Origin of the sequence: Nostoc sp. ATCC 53789, assembly GCF_009873495.1 — a bacterium.
GTDB lineage: Bacteria > Cyanobacteriota > Cyanobacteriia > Cyanobacteriales > Nostocaceae > Nostoc > Nostoc muscorum_A.
The window spans coordinates 5,839,352-5,856,270 of record NZ_CP046703.1; the positions used below are offsets into that span (position 1 = coordinate 5,839,352).

General features: G+C 44.8%; 11 protein-coding genes and 1 pseudogene. 5 read left to right on the top strand and 7 right to left on the bottom strand.

The window, feature by feature from the left end:
• The first annotated feature begins 28 nt into the window (after positions 1–28).
• The 3 genes from pgsA to GJB62_RS24065 all read left to right on the top strand — a co-directional run bounded on the left by pgsA (position 29) and on the right by GJB62_RS24065 (position 1,825).
• Positions 29–556 (top strand): CDP-diacylglycerol--glycerol-3-phosphate 3-phosphatidyltransferase, encoded by a 528-nt coding sequence (gene pgsA, locus GJB62_RS24055; protein WP_114084038.1) that lies wholly within the window; start codon positions 29–31, stop codon positions 554–556.
• Positions 540–776, top strand: a complete 237-nt coding sequence (locus tag GJB62_RS24060; RefSeq protein ID WP_114084039.1) for a type II toxin-antitoxin system HicB family antitoxin — start codon at positions 540–542, stop codon at positions 774–776. Before pgsA ends, GJB62_RS24060 begins: the two co-directional genes overlap by 17 nt.
• A 131-nt stretch (positions 777–907) precedes the next feature.
• On the top strand, positions 908–1,825 hold the full coding sequence (locus GJB62_RS24065) for an LD-carboxypeptidase (protein WP_114084040.1): 918 nt from the start codon (positions 908–910) through the stop codon (positions 1,823–1,825).
• A 42-nt stretch (positions 1,826–1,867) separates the two neighbouring features.
• Here GJB62_RS24065 and GJB62_RS24070 read toward each other — a convergent pair whose 3' ends face one another.
• The 3 genes from GJB62_RS24070 to petH form a co-directional block, all read right to left on the bottom strand.
• Positions 1,868–2,578: a class I SAM-dependent methyltransferase gene (locus GJB62_RS24070; protein ID WP_114084041.1), complete on the bottom strand. Its 711-nt coding sequence runs from the start codon at positions 2,576–2,578 to the stop codon at positions 1,868–1,870.
• A gap of 173 nt (positions 2,579–2,751) precedes the next feature.
• Positions 2,752–4,038, bottom strand: a complete 1,287-nt coding sequence (locus GJB62_RS24075) for a homoserine dehydrogenase (RefSeq protein WP_114084062.1) — start codon at positions 4,036–4,038, stop codon at positions 2,752–2,754.
• Positions 4,039–4,177: 139 nt separating this feature from the next.
• The gene (petH, locus tag GJB62_RS24080) at positions 4,178–5,491 is read right to left on the bottom strand and encodes a ferredoxin--NADP reductase (RefSeq protein ID WP_114084042.1); all 1,314 of its coding nucleotides are present in this window, start codon (positions 5,489–5,491) and stop codon (positions 4,178–4,180) included.
• A gap of 1,208 nt (positions 5,492–6,699) precedes the next feature.
• On the opposite strand from petH, the gene GJB62_RS24085 reads away from it, so the two are divergent.
• Both GJB62_RS24085 and metK read left to right on the top strand, forming a co-directional pair.
• Positions 6,700–7,704, top strand: a complete 1,005-nt coding sequence (locus GJB62_RS24085) for a phosphoribulokinase (protein ID WP_114084043.1) — start codon at positions 6,700–6,702, stop codon at positions 7,702–7,704.
• A gap of 349 nt (positions 7,705–8,053) precedes the next feature.
• The gene (gene metK, locus GJB62_RS24090; RefSeq protein WP_114084044.1) at positions 8,054–9,328 is read left to right on the top strand and encodes a methionine adenosyltransferase; all 1,275 of its coding nucleotides are present in this window, start codon (positions 8,054–8,056) and stop codon (positions 9,326–9,328) included.
• Between the two features lie 382 nt (positions 9,329–9,710).
• On the opposite strand, the gene GJB62_RS24095 is transcribed toward metK, so the two are convergent.
• The 4 genes and pseudogenes from GJB62_RS24095 to GJB62_RS24110 all read right to left on the bottom strand — a co-directional run.
• The gene (locus tag GJB62_RS24095) at positions 9,711–11,117 is read right to left on the bottom strand and encodes a family 2B encapsulin nanocompartment shell protein (protein WP_114084045.1); all 1,407 of its coding nucleotides are present in this window, start codon (positions 11,115–11,117) and stop codon (positions 9,711–9,713) included.
• Positions 11,118–11,361: 244 nt separating this feature from the next.
• Positions 11,362–12,771, bottom strand: coding sequence for a family 2B encapsulin nanocompartment shell protein (locus tag GJB62_RS24100; RefSeq protein WP_114084046.1), 1,410 nt, complete (start codon positions 12,769–12,771; stop codon positions 11,362–11,364).
• A gap of 92 nt (positions 12,772–12,863) precedes the next feature.
• On the bottom strand, positions 12,864–15,128 hold the full coding sequence (locus GJB62_RS24105; RefSeq protein WP_114084047.1) for a family 2 encapsulin nanocompartment cargo protein terpene cyclase: 2,265 nt from the start codon (positions 15,126–15,128) through the stop codon (positions 12,864–12,866).
• 1,422 nt (positions 15,129–16,550) lie between these two features.
• Positions 16,551–16,799: pseudogene (locus GJB62_RS24110) on the bottom strand (DUF4231 domain-containing protein); the annotation flags it as partial.
• Between the last annotated feature and the right edge of the window lie 120 nt (positions 16,800–16,919).

The following is a 16,919-nucleotide window of genomic DNA, read 5'->3' on the forward strand; positions in this document are numbered from 1 at the left end:
ATTTTGAAGTTTGATTTTTGAATTCCCTATGACCATACCCAACTGGATTACCTTCTCTCGCCTATTGGGGATACCATTTCTACTTTATGGTTTATATAATCCCACACCTCAAGCTCAGTGGATATGTTTGGCGATTTTTCTCGTTGCTGCATTGACAGATTGGTTAGATGGCTATTTAGCGCGGAAACTCAACCAAATTAGCGAATTGGGTAAGTTTCTCGATCCCTTAGTGGATAAACTTCTGGTACTTGCGCCGTTGCTGGTTTTTATTGAACTAGGAAAAGTGCCGGCTTGGGGAGTGTTTTTGATTTTAGCGCGGGAATTAGCGATCGCTGGTTGGCGGGTGAATCAAACGACGATTACCGGGGCGAACATTTGGGGTAAACTCAAAACTGTTAGTCAAATAGTTGCGATCGCACTTTTGATTGCGCCTCTAGGTGAAGTGTGGCAAACTCCCTCTTTGCTTGCCTTTTGGATTTCTGTCGCCCTGACTTTAATCTCTGGGGGTATTTATCTTTTGCCCCAAAAAGCTAGGACTAATGAAACGGCAATATAGTATTGTAATTCAGTGGTCTAATGAAGATAAAAAGTACATTGTCAGCTTACCTGAGTTTGGCCCCTATGCACACACTCATGGAAATACCTACGCGGATGCTCTCAATAATGGTGAGGAAGTGCTGGAACTTTTGATTGAAGATTACCAAGCGCAAGGAAAACCATTACCAGAGCCTTTGACTGCTAATGTTTACTTTCAGTTTGTGCAATCCTCACCGTAATTATAAGAACACTCGGTAATTTCAAAAATGATTTCAATAAAATTTGATCGGAGTTCTAAGGTATAGTCTTTATTCTTAACCCCTTGTACAGACGCGATGAATCGCGTTTCTGCTCACCCCCAAATATTTTCATGCCATCCAAAATCTTACCACCGCCCCTAAAACCTGGAGACTTACTGAGAGTAATTGCCCCTAGTGGTGCTTTGCGAGAATTGGAGGCATTTGAACGGGGTATAGAAATTTGGCGATCGCGTGGTTATCGACTAGAAATCAGTCCTCAGATAGATGACAAATGGGGTTATCTCGCCGGAACAGACGAAACCCGCCGTCAGCAATTAGCAGCAGCATGGCAAGATCCCGATTGTCGCGGTATTCTCTGTTCTAGAGGCGGTTTTGGCAGCACTCGCATTTTAGAAGATTGGAATTGGCAAGCAAACTCAACCCTTCCCAAGTGGCTTATAGGCTTTTCTGATATCACAGCTTTATTATGGAGCCTTTATATAGCAGGAATTTCCGGCGTTCATGCTCCCGTACTGACAACTTTGGCAGATGAGCCAGATTGGTCAGTTGAGAGATTATTCGATTCGGTAGAAGGTCGTCCTCTCGCACCTCTCAAAGGTTGCGGATGGGGTGGCGGCGTGGTGACTGGTACTTTGCTACCAGGTAATCTCACTGTTGCCACTAATCTTTTAGCTACACCAATCCTGCCACATCTGGATGGTGTAATACTGGCGTTAGAAGATGTCACAGAAGCACCTTATCGCATCGATAGAATGCTGACACAATGGCGTTTGAGTGGTGTTTTATCTCAAGTCTGCGGTATTGCTTTAGGCGGTTTTACTCGTTGTGAAGCGCCGCCAACTGTTTCTAGCTTTAGTGTAGAAGAAGTATTGCGCGATCGCTTGGGTGATTTAGGTATTCCGATTGTCTCTGACTTACCTTTTGGTCACGATAGTCCCAATGCAGCTTTACCAGTGGGTGTAGAGGTAACTTTAGATGCGGATGCGGGAATATTAGCGATGCCTACGGCAGCAAGCTACGCGCCATAAGTGAACGCTAATATTATCCTTTAAGTTCTCATCCAGATTAATCTACTTCTGTATTACAACTAAATAATCCCGATCCAAATAAAAGTTCTTTCCATTTGGACTGGACTCTTTAATCACTTTAAATTGCGCCTTTTCTATTAACCACTTAATTGCTTCTGGTGAAGTGGGCTGATACAATACCTCATCATTATCGTATGCAGCAAACCTTGCCCAACCATTTGGTGTAGTTATATTAGTGGTATGAATAAAAGCTTTTCCACCTGACTTGAGAGTTGCAAAAATACCATTTAAGTATTTCCAAATTGTTTGTAAATCTAAATGTACAAATACATCGAATGAATATACAAAATCAAATTTTTCGCTAAACTCAGGTTCAAATTGAGAATTTTTTATTAAACGAAAGTCTATTTGAGGATATTCCATAAGCGCTGCTTCAGCATTATCTAGCATTTCTTGTGCTATGTCGAAACAGTATAATTTTTTGACGTTTTCAACCACTTTTGCCGCAATCCTACCACCACCAACACCTATTTCTGCAACTGTACTGTCTTGAGAAATAAACGGTGTAATATACTCACTTACAATATTGACTGCATCTTCTACTGTCGCCCATTCATCACCTAAATAATTGACGTAATTATCTCTTTCATCATCTGTAATTTTTTGATTACCTAGAATAACTTGAGATTTATCCCATGTTTTGGCATAATTGTTCCAGAATTCTTTATTAATTTCAACGTTGGATGGCTGCATTGGTAAATCCTGTTAATTGTAACGGTAATATCTAAAGTCATAGGGCTAACCTCACGCATGAGTGAGGTTTGTTCTTGATTTTAGCAAGCACAGACGTAAAGAAAGAGCTAAAAAAATTACGTATTCTAGCTTATGGGAACCCCTGAAAGCGATTGCTCGCTAAAACATTAATCTTAAAGTACACGCAGTAAGCTGGGAATGCTTTCAATCGCTGACAAATCCCGGATTTCTGCCAAAGCTTGCCTAAAATTGCCTTCCCGCACATCATGGGTAACAACCACGATCTCTGCTAGTTCGCCTTGAAAGCCAGTTTGGACAATTGACTCTAAGCTAACGCCATAGTTACCAAAGCAAGTCCCCAATTTCCCGATAACTCCCGGTTGGTCATTGGTAAGGAAACGGGCATAAAACCGAGTTATCAGTTCTGCCATCGGCGCAATTTGGCAGTATTCTTGATGTCCACAAGCGATTAATGGATTTGCAACTGCTGTATTGGTTTTGAGGACAGCAACTAAATTTAAGATATCTGATGTAACAGCACTGGCGGTTGCACCAGCACCAGCACCGGGGCCGAAAAACATTACTTGCCCGATGGGTTCTCCTTCGACGAGAATGGCGTTGTAAACGCCGTTGATGCTAGCCAAAGGGTGAGCTTGGGGCACTAAAGTCGGATGAACTCTGACGGAAAGTGGTGATGAGGGAGTATGACGTTTAGCGATCGCTAACAATTTAATCACAAATCCCAATTTTTCGGCGTAGGCAATATCTGTTTTGCTCACTTGCCGAATACCCTCAGTATAAACATCTTGTAGGTTGATGCGTCCACCAAAGCTTAATGATGCCAAGATGGCAATTTTATCTGCTGCGTCTAAGCCATCAACATCGGCTGTAGGGTCAGCCTCAGCATAACCCAAACGTTGGGCATCAGCTAACACATCGCTGAAGTTGCTGCCTTCTGTTTGCATCCGCGTCAGGATGTAGTTAGTTGTACCGTTCACAATGCCTGTGACAGTGTGAATGCGGTTAACACTCAAAGACTGCTTTAGGGGTTGAATCACCGGAATCCCGCCACCCACAGCAGCTTCTAGCATGACGTATACGCCGGCTTGATTGGCAGTTGTGAAAATTTCTGCCCCAAAGCGAGCGATCGCTGCTTTGTTGGCGGTGACTACGTGCTTACCATTACTCAAAGCTTTGAGAATTAGCGATCGCGCCGGCTCTAGCCCGCCCATCACCTCGACAACTATATCTACCGCCGGATCGTTGACAATGGATTCTAAATCTGTAGTTAAGACTTCTGTAGATAATTCCACTGCCCGATGTTTATCGAGCGATCGTACTCCCACCCGATAGATTTCTATCTCTTGTAACAACGGGTGCCGTCCAGCCTTATCTTGCAACAACTGCACTGTTCCCGTTCCCACAGTGCCTAATCCGAGTATTCCTAGTTTCACACCCACAATTTTTGCACCCAATTTCACCAAGAACAATTGTAGGTAGAGCGTTTGCCCTACCTACTGATTATCCTGCTTCCTTTGCCATTTGTCCTTCGTCCTTCGTTCTTTGTCTAAAACTAATGACTAATGACTAATGACTAAATTAGTAAGTTTCTACGTGCCAGCGACCGGCTTTCTTGAGTTGCTTCTGGTAATCACTCCAGGTTACGCCTTCCTTAGCAGCAGCAGCAGTTAAGGCTGCATCAATACCTTCTTCCATACCCCGCAAACCGCAGATGTAGGTGTGGGTTTTTTCATTTTTAATCAACTGCCACAACTCATCAGCATGTTCTGCTACGCGGTCTTGAATATACATTCTACCGCCTTGGGGATTTTTCTGTTCGCGGCTGATGGCAGCAGTTAGGCGGAAGTTATCAGGATATTTTTGTTGAATTTCTTCCAGTTCTTCCTTATATAAAAGGTTTGGAGTTGTTGGTACGCCAAATATCAGCCAAGAGAATCCTTTAAATTGGTATTCTGGGTTAGCGGCTCTTTCCGCATCTTTAAATTGCCGCCACAGATAAGCCCGCATGGGAGCAATACCTGTTCCGGTTGCCATCATGATCACATTGGCTTCGGGATCTTGGGGTAACAACATTTCCTTACCCACAGGCCCGGTAATTTTTACCTCTTCCCCTGGCTTGAGGAAACACAGGTGCGTAGAGCAAACCCCGTAGACTGTTTCGCTAGTTTCTGGGTGCTTATACTCCAACTGGCGGACGCACAGTGATACTGTCTTATCATCTACATCATCGCCATGACGAGTTGACGCGATGGAATACAGTCTCAGTTTTTCCGGCTTGCCGTTCTTGTCTACTCCTGGTGGAATAATCCCAATACTTTGACCTTCTATATACTTCAAATCCCCACCAGATAGGTCAAATTTAAGGTGTTGAACAATACCAATACCACCTTCTTTGACTAGCGGTTCATTAGATATTACCTTGCCAATAAACGGAGCATTGGGACGGTAAGTGTTAACAGGAACGTCACCGTGGTCTTTTTTGGCTTTCGCTTGAGTCATGGTGTTGCCTTTCTTGTCCTTGTTCTGTTCTTCAGCACTATGAGCATTTACAGGTGTGGCTTTACCATTCCCTTCACTGTTAGCAGTTTCCCCAGATTTAGCTAATTCGCTGACAACGCTTGTAGCATTCCCAAATGAGGCTTTACCATTAACTGGCTCTAGAGCAGTTATAGGCTGGATGCTAACAATTGTGCCGCCTAGACGAGTGATACGTCGCATTTCTTGATTCATGCGGTTGTAAGGCACTCTGATGAACACACTGCCACTTTTCCGAATTGGGTAGTTAGTTTGATCAGTTTCTTCGCTCTGACGCAAACCCACTACTTCATAAACGAAGATGCGGCTACCTAATTCTGTGTTGGCAGCACCCTCAACAGCACCTTGATTGTACATTCTTTCTACCACTCCGATAATTTACTTAACCGTTTTTCAAAAAAAACTATTCCTATCCCATGCCAGCTTTAGTTTACCGGATTTTCGTTTCACAAAACTGGCTCTCAAGGAAAAACGGCATCATTAAATTAATGCCTTGCTAAGTACACTCACCAAAGACATGCAGGCATAGCAAAAAACACACCTGTTCACCTTTTAAGGTAAATGATAAGTCTTGTGGAGAATGTTAATAATGAGTCAATTTAATCTTTTTTTTGTTAACTACCACCCGCATTAGCGAGATAGTTTTTTACTTGACTACCCAACGAGCAACTCACAATAGCAGATATTGATAGGAGAACTAGTTTGATTGCTGGAAGCTACCACTCAGTTGACCTCCAAAATTTGCCGTTGTGTTTACTTACTTCGAGGACTTAAATCGGGGAATACCAATACCGGAAAGTTTTCTTTTCATTGGTTTTTCTTCACCAAATCTACTGCTCTCTCAAAATGTTGTTAGCTATATTTTATGACCTATCTAAAGATAGTTACATCAATATTACAACTTCAGCTACAAACATAGCAATAGAGAGAAGCGTGATTTAACCAACTATAATCAGTTTTACTTGATGTGAAAAATCTGTCAACCTCTATTCAGTACTTTGCCATAACCCAAACGCTTGTATTTGACCATATACATAAATTTACAGCCAATAATTTGACTAATGCAAGTTCTTGGCTCATTCGTTGGGTAGATTTTTGCTTTGAATATCTTAAGTATTGTCGAGTAGGAATTACAATCTAAGAACATTAGTAAATTCCCGGCAATAGTAAATTATACCTTATAGTCTTAATTATATAGAGTCACAAGTAGCAGTCTAATAAAGTTGCAACGCTGATAAGCGGTACTGATCCCCATTTTTAAATTAACAACTAAATTAGCTAAAAATGATTCATGAACCACGCTAATTCTTCTTGACAGTAATCTTGTATGGGATACCCCCTTCTGTTAAAATCAAATATACCACTAGGATTAAATACTTACCGGCACCAACATTCAGGCTAGTCCGACGAGTAGCAACTTAATTACTTTGTTGCCTACCCGCTTGGTGTCTTATAGATGTGCTAGGTAGCAAGAACGCAGGATAAACCAAAGGGGTAAACTCCTGGCTTCAGAATCTGCTGTGTGAAAAAATATTGACACAATTTTAGTATTTTAGAGGGGATTTATGACAAGTAAGCCGGAACGCGTGGTACTGATTGGAGTAGCCGGAGACTCTGGGTGCGGGAAATCTACGTTTTTGCGTCGTTTGATAGATTTGTTTGGTGAAGATTTGATGACAGTCATCTGCTTAGATGATTATCACTCCTTGGATCGCAAACAGCGTAAAGAAACTGGGATAACGGCACTAGACCCCAGAGCGAATAATTTTGACCTAATGTATGAGCAAATTAAAGCGCTCAAAAATGGTCAAGGGATTGATAAGCCGATTTACAACCACGAAACAGGCTTGCTCGATCCGCCAGAGCGGGTAGAGCCGAATCACATTATAGTTGTTGAAGGGCTGCATCCTTTATATGATGAGCGGGTGCGATCGCTAATCGACTTCAGTGTTTATTTTGATATTAGCGATGAAGTCAAAATCGCCTGGAAAATCCAGCGAGATATGGCTGAACGCGGTCATCGCTACGAAGATGTCTTAGCGCAAATCAATTCCCGCAAACCTGACTTTGAAAAGTTTATCGAACCACAAAGAGAATTTGCCGATGTAGTTCTCCAAGTATTACCCACCAACTTGATCAAAAACGACACCGAGCGTCGAGTCCTACGAGTACGTATGCTCCAACGGGAAGGTAAGGAAGGCTTTGATCCAACCTACCTATTTGATGAAGGCTCAACAATTAATTGGACTCCCTGTGGACGCAAGCTGACCTGTTCTTATCCTGGTATGCAACTATACTACGGTTCAGATGTTTACTACGGTCGCTATGTCTCAGTACTAGAGGTAGATGGTCAATTTGACAACTTGGAAGAAGTAATTTATATCGAAACCCATCTCAGCAATACATCCACCAAATATCAGGGTGAATTGACTCATTTGTTACTCCAGCACCGTGAGTATCCAGGTTCCAATAATGGTACTGGTTTCTTCCAAGTACTTACAGGTTTAAAAATGCGTGCTGCCTATGAGCGTTTGACAGCTACGGAAGCAAAGCTAGCGGTTCAGGTTTAAAAGCAGCAGTACTTGTGTCAAAGTTTGTGGGGGCGCTTCTGGGTGTCCCCTTTTTTTGTGTTATTAAATACATTTTGCCCACGAAATAATTACCATAAATTTATTTTTTTTACAGATACTTAGCTTATAATGAGTGGTTTTTATCAATATCAACAAGATACTAACTACTGAAGTATAAATATTGTTATGATTTCATAAATTAATGTGAGTTCGACGGCTCCTAGGAAACTAAATTGTTTCTCTCAAGGCATAACGAATGCCGTTCGTTGGAAGCACACGTTAAATTTAGGTAGTTGAACTGAATACCATATTTAGTCAGCAAAAAAACTCAAGTCAGGAGGAATTTGCTTTGTCTCGTCGATATCTATTTACCTCCGAGTCAGTAACCGAAGGTCATCCAGATAAAATCTGCGATCAGATTTCTGATACCATTCTGGATGCCCTACTGACACAAGACCCTAGCAGCCGTGTCGCTGCTGAAGTAGTAGTTAACACTGGTTTGGTGCTAATCACTGGTGAAATAACCACCAAAGCAAATGTGAATTTCGTCAATCTCGCCCGCAAAAAAATTGCCGAAATTGGCTATACCAATGCTGATAATGGCTTTTCTGCTAACAGCACCAGCGTTCTGCTGGCTTTAGACGAACAATCACCTGATATTGCCCAAGGTGTTAACACCGCCCAAGAAACCCGCCAACAAGATAGTGATGAGCTATTCGACAAAATTGGTGCGGGCGATCAAGGTATAATGTTCGGTTTTGCCAGCAACGAAACACCAGAACTGATGCCCTTACCCATCAGTCTCGCCCACCGCATTGCTCGCCGATTGGCAGCAGTTCGTAAAACAGGCGAATTGTCATACCTGCGTCCTGACGGTAAAACCCAAGTAACTGTGGTCTACGAAGATGGGCGGCCAGTAGGTATTGATACTATTCTAATTTCCACCCAGCATACAGCTACTATTGGGGAAATTACGGATGAGGCGGCTGTACAAGCCAAGATTAAACAAGACCTCTGGTCGGCAGTAGTCGAACCTGTTTTTGGCGATATTGACATTAAGCCTAACGATCAGACGCGTTTTTTAGTTAACCCCACTGGCAAATTTGTCGTTGGTGGCCCTCAAGGAGACTCTGGTCTGACAGGACGGAAAATAATTGTTGACACCTACGGTGGTTATTCACGACATGGTGGCGGCGCTTTTTCTGGCAAAGACCCCACGAAGGTAGACCGTTCTGCGGCTTATGCGGCTCGCTATGTGGCGAAAAATATTGTCGCTGCTGGGTTAGCAGAAAAAGTTGAAATCCAGCTATCTTATGCTATTGGTGTAGCGCGACCAACAAGCATTTTGGTAGATACCTTTGGCACTGGCAAAGTTGATGAAGAAACCTTACTGGAATTAATCAACAAACACTTTGAACTGCGTCCAGCAGGTATTATTCATACCTTCAACTTACGCAACCTACCAAGTGAACGAGGCGGACGTTTTTATCAGGACGTCGCGGCTTACGGTCATTTTGGGCGGGCTGATTTAGACTTGCCTTGGGAACAGACCGATAAAGCCGAATTGTTGAAGCAAGCAGCAAACGAATCTCTTTCGGCAGTAGTTGCTAAAGCGCTAACTTAGACTCATACGCGACTACAAAAACTTAGTTTATATATCTGAGGGTATAGGCAACTTCAAAAATTGCCTATACCCTTATTTCTCTTTCAATTGTCGCACGAAAGGCGGGAGTATCCCAACCGTTTTATTTTCAAAGCAGGTTTATTGTGTTGCGTTCAGACAAAAATGAGAGAATGAACAAACGAACCACATTCGCGCAGCGTCTCGTTAGAGAAGAACGCAAAGGTAAGAGGTTTGTAAAGGGCTTTTGCGTCAGTCAAGTGGTTTTTGGAAAAATTATATGCTCTCCGAAAGCTGAAATTAATCATGTTAAGGTTTTAAGCCAGCACCTTGGATGCTAACTGGTTTTTGGTCATCTCCTTAGTGTCTATATGCCCGATTCCCCTCAGCGACCGATTTCGACATCTTCGAGGATGCCGAGTGCATCAGGGACAAGGACAGCTGCGGAGTAGTAGTTTGTAACGAGGTAGGAGATAATGGCCTTTTCGCTGATGCCCATGAATCGGACAGACAAACTGGGTTGGTATTCGTCCGGGATACCAGTTTGATGTAAGCCAATCACACCCTGATCTTTCTCACCAGTGCGGAGTACAAGGATAGAACTGGTCTGGTTCTTGGTAATCGGAATCTTGTTACAAGGCAGAATCGGTACATTGCGCCACGTGATTATTTTGCTCCCATCCATGTCGATGGTGTCTGGATAGATGCCTTGACGGTTGCACTGGCGACCGAAGGCTGCAATAGTCCGGGGATGAGCTAGGAAGAACCTCGACTTCCGGCGACGAGTGACTAATTCATCCAAGTCATCAGGAGTAGGGGGGCCAGTGCGGGTGTAGATGCGCTGTTTGAGGTCGGCGTTGTGCAACAATCCAAATTCGCGGTTGTTGATCAACTCGTATTCTTGACGTTCCCGCAATGCCTCAATCGTCAGCCGCAATTGTTCTTCCGTCTGGTTGTACGGTTGATTGTACAGATCCGCAACACGAGTATTCACTCGCAACATAGTCTGAGCAATGCTTAACTGATATTCGCGGGGTGAGAGTTCGTAGTCAACAAATGTTCCTGGTAACGTCGTCTCTGTACTATGACTGGTTGATAACGCGATCGCAGCTTCCCCATACTTGTTTTGTGGAAGTTCTGCGCGAGTCCGAAACTGCTCAACCTGAGCCTGCAACGCCTGCGACTGGTTGAGCAGTTCCTGAAATGCCTGTTGTGGTAGCACTAATACGGTGCATCTGGTCACAGCTTGGACTGTGAACTTCCAATTGCTTTCTGAATCCACCAACACGCGATCGCCAAAATAATCACCGTCAGCTAGCATATCTAACAGAGGCTGCTCGTCATACTTGCCGATACCAATCTTGTTCACCTTGCCATGTGCGATCAAGAAAAGCTGATTGGCTGGCTGACCTGACTGGACAATGATATCACCAGGTGCGAACTCCTGCTGAACAAACCGACTTGCCAACGCCCTCAGCACCTCGGTGTCGTCAAACCCTCGCAGCAAGGGCAACTCACCAAGTTCTTGGGGAATCACCTGCACCTCGGCTCCGGTGTTAGAGAAACTCAAACGTCCGTCACCCACCGTATAGGTCAATCGACGGTTCAGCCGATAAGTGCCACCCTTCGTCTGCACCCACGGCAACATCTTCAATAACCACCGCGAGGTAATTTCCTGCGTCTGCGGTGCAGATTTGGTGGTCGTGGACAAATTACGCGCAGCATCTTTACTCAAACTCAGTTGAGGTTGTCCACTCTCAACATTTAAATTTGATTCAATAAAATCGGTCATCACCCCATCCTCTAATTACTAATAAAAGTGCATCAAGAGTGCTGAGGAACTTCCAAATAAAAAAATATACAACTTTTCTTGTGGGGTGGGCGACACGATAGCCCGTGGAAAGGGGCGGACAAGATGTCCACCCCACAAGAGTGGATAATTTATTTCTTGGTAATCCCTGAGTTAAAGACCGCCTACTTTCTTGTAGGGGATCAAAAGTCAGCCCTAATTTTTACTCACTCAACACTCCTGATATTTAGCGCCCGATTTCGACATCTTCGAGGATGCCAAGTGCGTCAGGAGTGAGGACGGCTGCGGAGTAGTAGGCGGTGACGAGGTAGGAGATGATTGCCTTTTCGCTGATGCCCATGAATCGAACAGACAAACTGGGTTGGTATTCATCGGGGATACCAGTTTGATGTAAGCCGATTACCCCTTGTTTTTCTACACCAGTGCGGAGCAAAAGGATAGAACTGGTACGGTTATTGGTGATGGGGATCTTGTTGGAAGGAAAGATAGGTACGCCGCGCCAAGATGTGACCTGAACCCCGTTCACATCTACGCTTTGTGGATAGAGACCCAGGCGGTTGGCCTCACGACCGAAGGCAGCGATTGTCCGGGGGTGAGCCAGGAAGAATCCCGGCTCTTTCCATACTGTCGCCAACAGTTCGTCCAAGTCATCGGGGGTGGGTGCGCCGCTACTGCTGTAGATCCGTTGTTTGAGGTCCGCATTGTGCAGCAATCCGAATTCGCGGTTGTTGAGCAATTCGTGTTCTTGACGTTCTCGCAATGCCTCGATAGTTAGCCGCAGTTGTTCTTCTGTCTGGTTGTACGGTTCGTTGTACAGATCGGCTACCCGCGTACTTACTCGCAACACCGTTTGAGCAATGCTCAACTCATATTCTCTGGGTTTGAGTTCGTAATCAGCGAAGGTTCCCGGCAACTCAGCCTCTTGGGGATGATTAGCTGCTAGCTCAATGGCAGCTTCACCTTGAGGAGTCTGTGGTTGGTTCAAGCGGGTGCGGAACTGTTCAACATGGGTTCCCAACGCCTCAGACTGAGCGATCGCCCTTTCAAAGGCCGCTTGCGGCAGCGATAAAACGATGGTTCTGGTAATCGCCTTGAGGGTGTACTGCCAAGTATCCTCGGACTGCACCACAGTTTCATCACCGAAATGGTCGCCGTCAGCTAGCACATCGAACACGATCTGCTCGCCATACTTGCCAACACCAATTTTGTTGACCTTACCACGAGCAATTAAAATGACGCGATCGGCAGGCTGGCCAAGTTCGACGATTACATCATCTGGGGCATACTCCTGCTGAACAAACTGGTTTGCTAACCCGGTCAATACGTCAAGGTTGTTAAACCCTCGCAGCAATGGCAACTCAGTAAGTTCTAGGGGAATCACTTGCACCGTTGCTCCAGTATTGGTGAAAGTCACTCGCCCATCACCGACGGAATAACTCAACCGACGGTTGACCCGATAAGCGCCACCTTTTGTCTGCACCCACGGCAATAACTTCAATAACCACCGCGATGTAATTTCCTGGGTTTGCGGTGCAGATTTGGCCGTTGTTGCCAAATTACGCGCCGCTGCTGTACTCAAGGTTAAATGGGGCTGCTGATCTTCTACATTCAAATTGGGGTCGTTAGAATACGTCACAACTTAATCCTCCACTTTTTAGTTACTAAAAAAACCGATCTCACGCGATCGCATACTGACCTTGAATTAACTCACCGACAAAAAACCTAACTTCATTGACCGAGTAATGATTTAAGACTCCCCTCACCGATCAACGAGCCAATACGCCTAGCTGAAGTACCCAGCCCTCTGGGCCCGCTAAGTAGCCGTCCTGCTAACGAATTACGCAATTCAAACTCCTTATAGCGGTCTACCGTTATATGCCACTTGAGTACACCGCACATCCATTGCTCTAGTTTCTTGACGTATCCGAGCAGTTTCTCGCGGGTACTTGCATCCAGGTTGAAATCGTCGAAAAGAACTGGTAGTTCAGTGGCGACGATGAGTTGAAACTGGAGCGCCCTAGAGGTCATCAGATTGTTGACAACTTCAACGGCCTGCGGCAAATCGCAGTTAAGGAAATTCTGAACCACCAGCACACAGTTATGGATTTCGCCCTCGAATTCGATTTCTTTCTGATAGGAAAAGATATCGTTGGTTAAACAGGCGAAGTCGGCGGCCGAGTTATCCAGCGATCGCATCGTTCGGGTGCGGTAAATCTCCTGCGGGATCTCGCTCCCCTGAGCTAGTCGCGACAAGCTCATGGTCAGATCCGAGCCAAAGGTCTTACGGCGCATCTCAACATAATCTATCGGGTCGGGAATCCGATTTTGGATCTGGTTGGCGAGTTCCCACACCCAGCTGTCAGTCATATCCTGAATTGCGCGGCGGAACTGAGTCCGCGCGTTGGCAGACATGGGGCCAGCTGTGCGAGACCAAATATCTGCCAAGCCTGCTTCCACCGGATTAGTCGGAACCTCGCTGGGGGTGGAGTCATCCAGAGGCATGAACGCCGACAGTCGGGCGTTGAATACTTTCGCACCAGCCATGTTACGGTTATTCCCGTAGAGCGCCGGGAAGTAATCGTCAGCGTATGTTCCCCAAACAAGCCAGCACGCTGTCAGATTCAGTTCAGGGCCAGACCCATTCGGATGGATCAACGCACCGCAGAGGGCTACATCGGCAACATCAAACTTGTGGTCATCCCAGATGACGGCATCAGGAATCCCAGGTAGTGATTCCAGCATCCCCATCTCACGCGCCCATTCCTTGGAATGCTTCCGCGCGGCATCTAGATGGGGATTCAAGCTTGTAGTGAAGGGCATATAAAACTTCGGCAGTGTTACTGGCCCGACAGCCTGGTATGGAACGTGAGTAAAGCTCTTAAATCTCCCCAAACCCAAGGCGGCGTATAGCGATCCAATCCGCGCAGCCGATGTGCCTAGCCCTGTGGGGCCTCCCAGAAATGGCGTGGATGTCTGAGAATTATCTCCTCCCTTGTTCATGTAACGGCTCGATCGCATGTGCCACTCGTGACCGCCCGACTGCCAGTCCTGAAGTCCTTTGATATAAAGGAGAACGTTCACACGAGCCACTGGGTCTAGTCCATACTCCTCAAAGAGAGGGGGCAACTCGGTGACGGCAGTGTTATCAAACTGGTATAACCGCGAGGTTAGCAGTTCGTTGGTGAGGTTAGCCGCCTCCTGGGTACTCACATTCAAGAAGCGCTCCAAGACCAACACGCAGTTGGCATTCTCGCCTTCATCCTCTACTTCTCTCTGGTAGGAGAACAGATCGTTGCGTAGATGTACTCCATCGGCAAATGTGTCTTTGAGTACACGCATTGGCCGAGTCGAGGCAATGTCAGCCGGAATCTCTATAAACACGGCGTGTTCGACGAGATCCGCTGACCACGGAGCGCCGCCAACCTTGCGGCGCATCTCAATGTATTCGATGGGGTTAGCGACTCGATCCTGGTTGATATTGGCAAGTTCCCACAGAGACTCTTCCAGGAGGTTCTTGGTACTCTCAAAGAATCGAAGTCGCCAGTCCACAGATTTAGTAAACGCGGTGCGAGACCACAGGTCGGCCAAGCCGCACTCCACGGGGTTGGTAGGTACTGGGGGGGTTTCGGTGGGATAAATCGGCATGAACATTGGTAGTCTGCCGAGATACTCCTTCGCCCCAGCCATGTCTTGGGTGCGCTTATAGATTTCAAGGAAGTGATCGTCGAAGAAGAACACCCAAACATACCAATCGGTCACTAGGTCAAGCTCTGTCCCTGGCGCATCTGGATGGGTATACGAGCAAAGCAAGGCGTAGTCGTGAGCATCAAATGTGCGCTCGTCCCAGATAACCGAGCTTTCCGCTTCCTCTTCTGAGCCAAGTATCCCCATCTGGTAGGCCCAAGCTTTGGAATGCGATCGCGCCGCTTCCAGGTTTGGGTTCAGCCGCGCGGGCCAAGGCATGTAAAATTCTGGCAGTTCAAAGGGTTGCATGATCTGCGCGTAACCTCCTCTGGAGTCTTCTTGCTGTCTTCATTTCGTGGCTGAGATTGGCAATTGATGAGCATCTTCACCAATCGCGCTATGTCCCCACGTATAGTTTTTTGGTGGTGGCTTGTATCAAGAGAATAATTTGAAGAAGAATTCAGAAGTCAGAATTCAGGAGCAAAGCCCAAGATACTCCGCCTTTGGTCATAATCAATCAGTAAGCAATTCAAACCTGCAACTGATAGCGTAGTTTCTCGTAGAAAATTCAAAATGAATTCTAACTCCTGAATTCTGTTTCGATAAAATGCTCTTAGTCCAGATAAAGAACTATGTGAGTTTTAGCTCAAGTTCTCTATACCCAAAAATAGGAGATTTGAAAAATCTGTTTGAGTTATTACTCATTTCAGATGATGGCAAATGAATTTTTAGTAATTTATGGTGTTCTCATAATCTTTCATGGTTATAGAAAAAAAGCAATACGTAGGCTAAAGCATTTAAACAGATAGTTAAATTAAAAATTGAACAATTAGAAGACAGTTAAGACAGTTAAGCAGATAGTTAAATTAAAAATTGAACAATTAGAAGACAGTTAAGACAGTTAAGCGGATAATTAAACTATTTAAGACAGTTATTAAACAATAATTACTGATTGTAAATCTTTGCAACTAAAGCGATAAGGCTCGGTTCATCCCCAAACCAAGTAGAAGCTCTAAACCCAAATCTACATAAGTCAGCCCAATGATGATATAAACCTCATCTATGTTGAAATCTAGAGTTTTTTAAAAGATATATTTATGTAGGTTGGGTGGAGTTAAACGCAACCTAACATTACCACCTTATTTATCTTGGGTTACGCGATCGCTGCACCCAACCTACAAAACTACGGTTCTCAAGGTAGACGAGGTTTATATGAAAAAACTGTGGTTTCGCTAGATGCTTTGGACATGATGTCTTTCTATTAAATTTTGTTTTTGTTTTAGTACACAGAAAGCAAAGAACTTTAAAAATCACAACTGCGATCGCTGCTAGAATCAAAAAAACATTGTAACCAGAACTTTTAACCACAAACCCAGCTAGCAGATTAGATTTATTACATAATTCAGCAAAATGGGAAAGGGTTAATAAAAAGCCCTTTCCCTCTCTTGCAAAAGCTGTAATTGTGTGAAATAACAATAAGATTCCCCATTTTTTTAATAAGTTGGGAATCTTAGCCTTTCCAGTTAGTCTGAAGAAATCCTATTTGACAATACGGTTCAGTTAAGGACTTCTTTCTTATCTTTGCGTCCTTCTCTAACGAGACGCTGCGCGAATGCGGTTCGTTAAAAAAATTGACTTGGCAAAGAGTTTTAGCCTTAACTGAACTGTATTGTCCTATTTCAACTAATACTCGACTAATTTGCGATCGCAATTAACTAATCAAGTATCTTTCTACTTCGTTACCTCTGCTCCCGCTTTGTTTGACTCATTAGATGAAGAAGTAGATTCTGTCTTCTCTGATTGCGTGTCACTCGTTTGTTGCAATTGGTTGAGATGAATGTTGTTCACTTGAACAATAAAGTATTCTAATGCTTGACTTGCCTTTTGTTGCTGTTGGCTTTCGTCAGACACATCATAACAACGATAAGGTAGAGTTACACCCAATATAAATTTTTCTTGTTCAGCTTCTAACAATTCAAGCGTTCGCGTAGCGTCTCGTAGAGAAGCCATGCCGTTGGCGCAGCCTCTCGTAGAGAAAGCTTTACGCTGCGCTATCCACCAGTCGCACAGAATACCCAACTGAATTCTGGCTCCTGACTC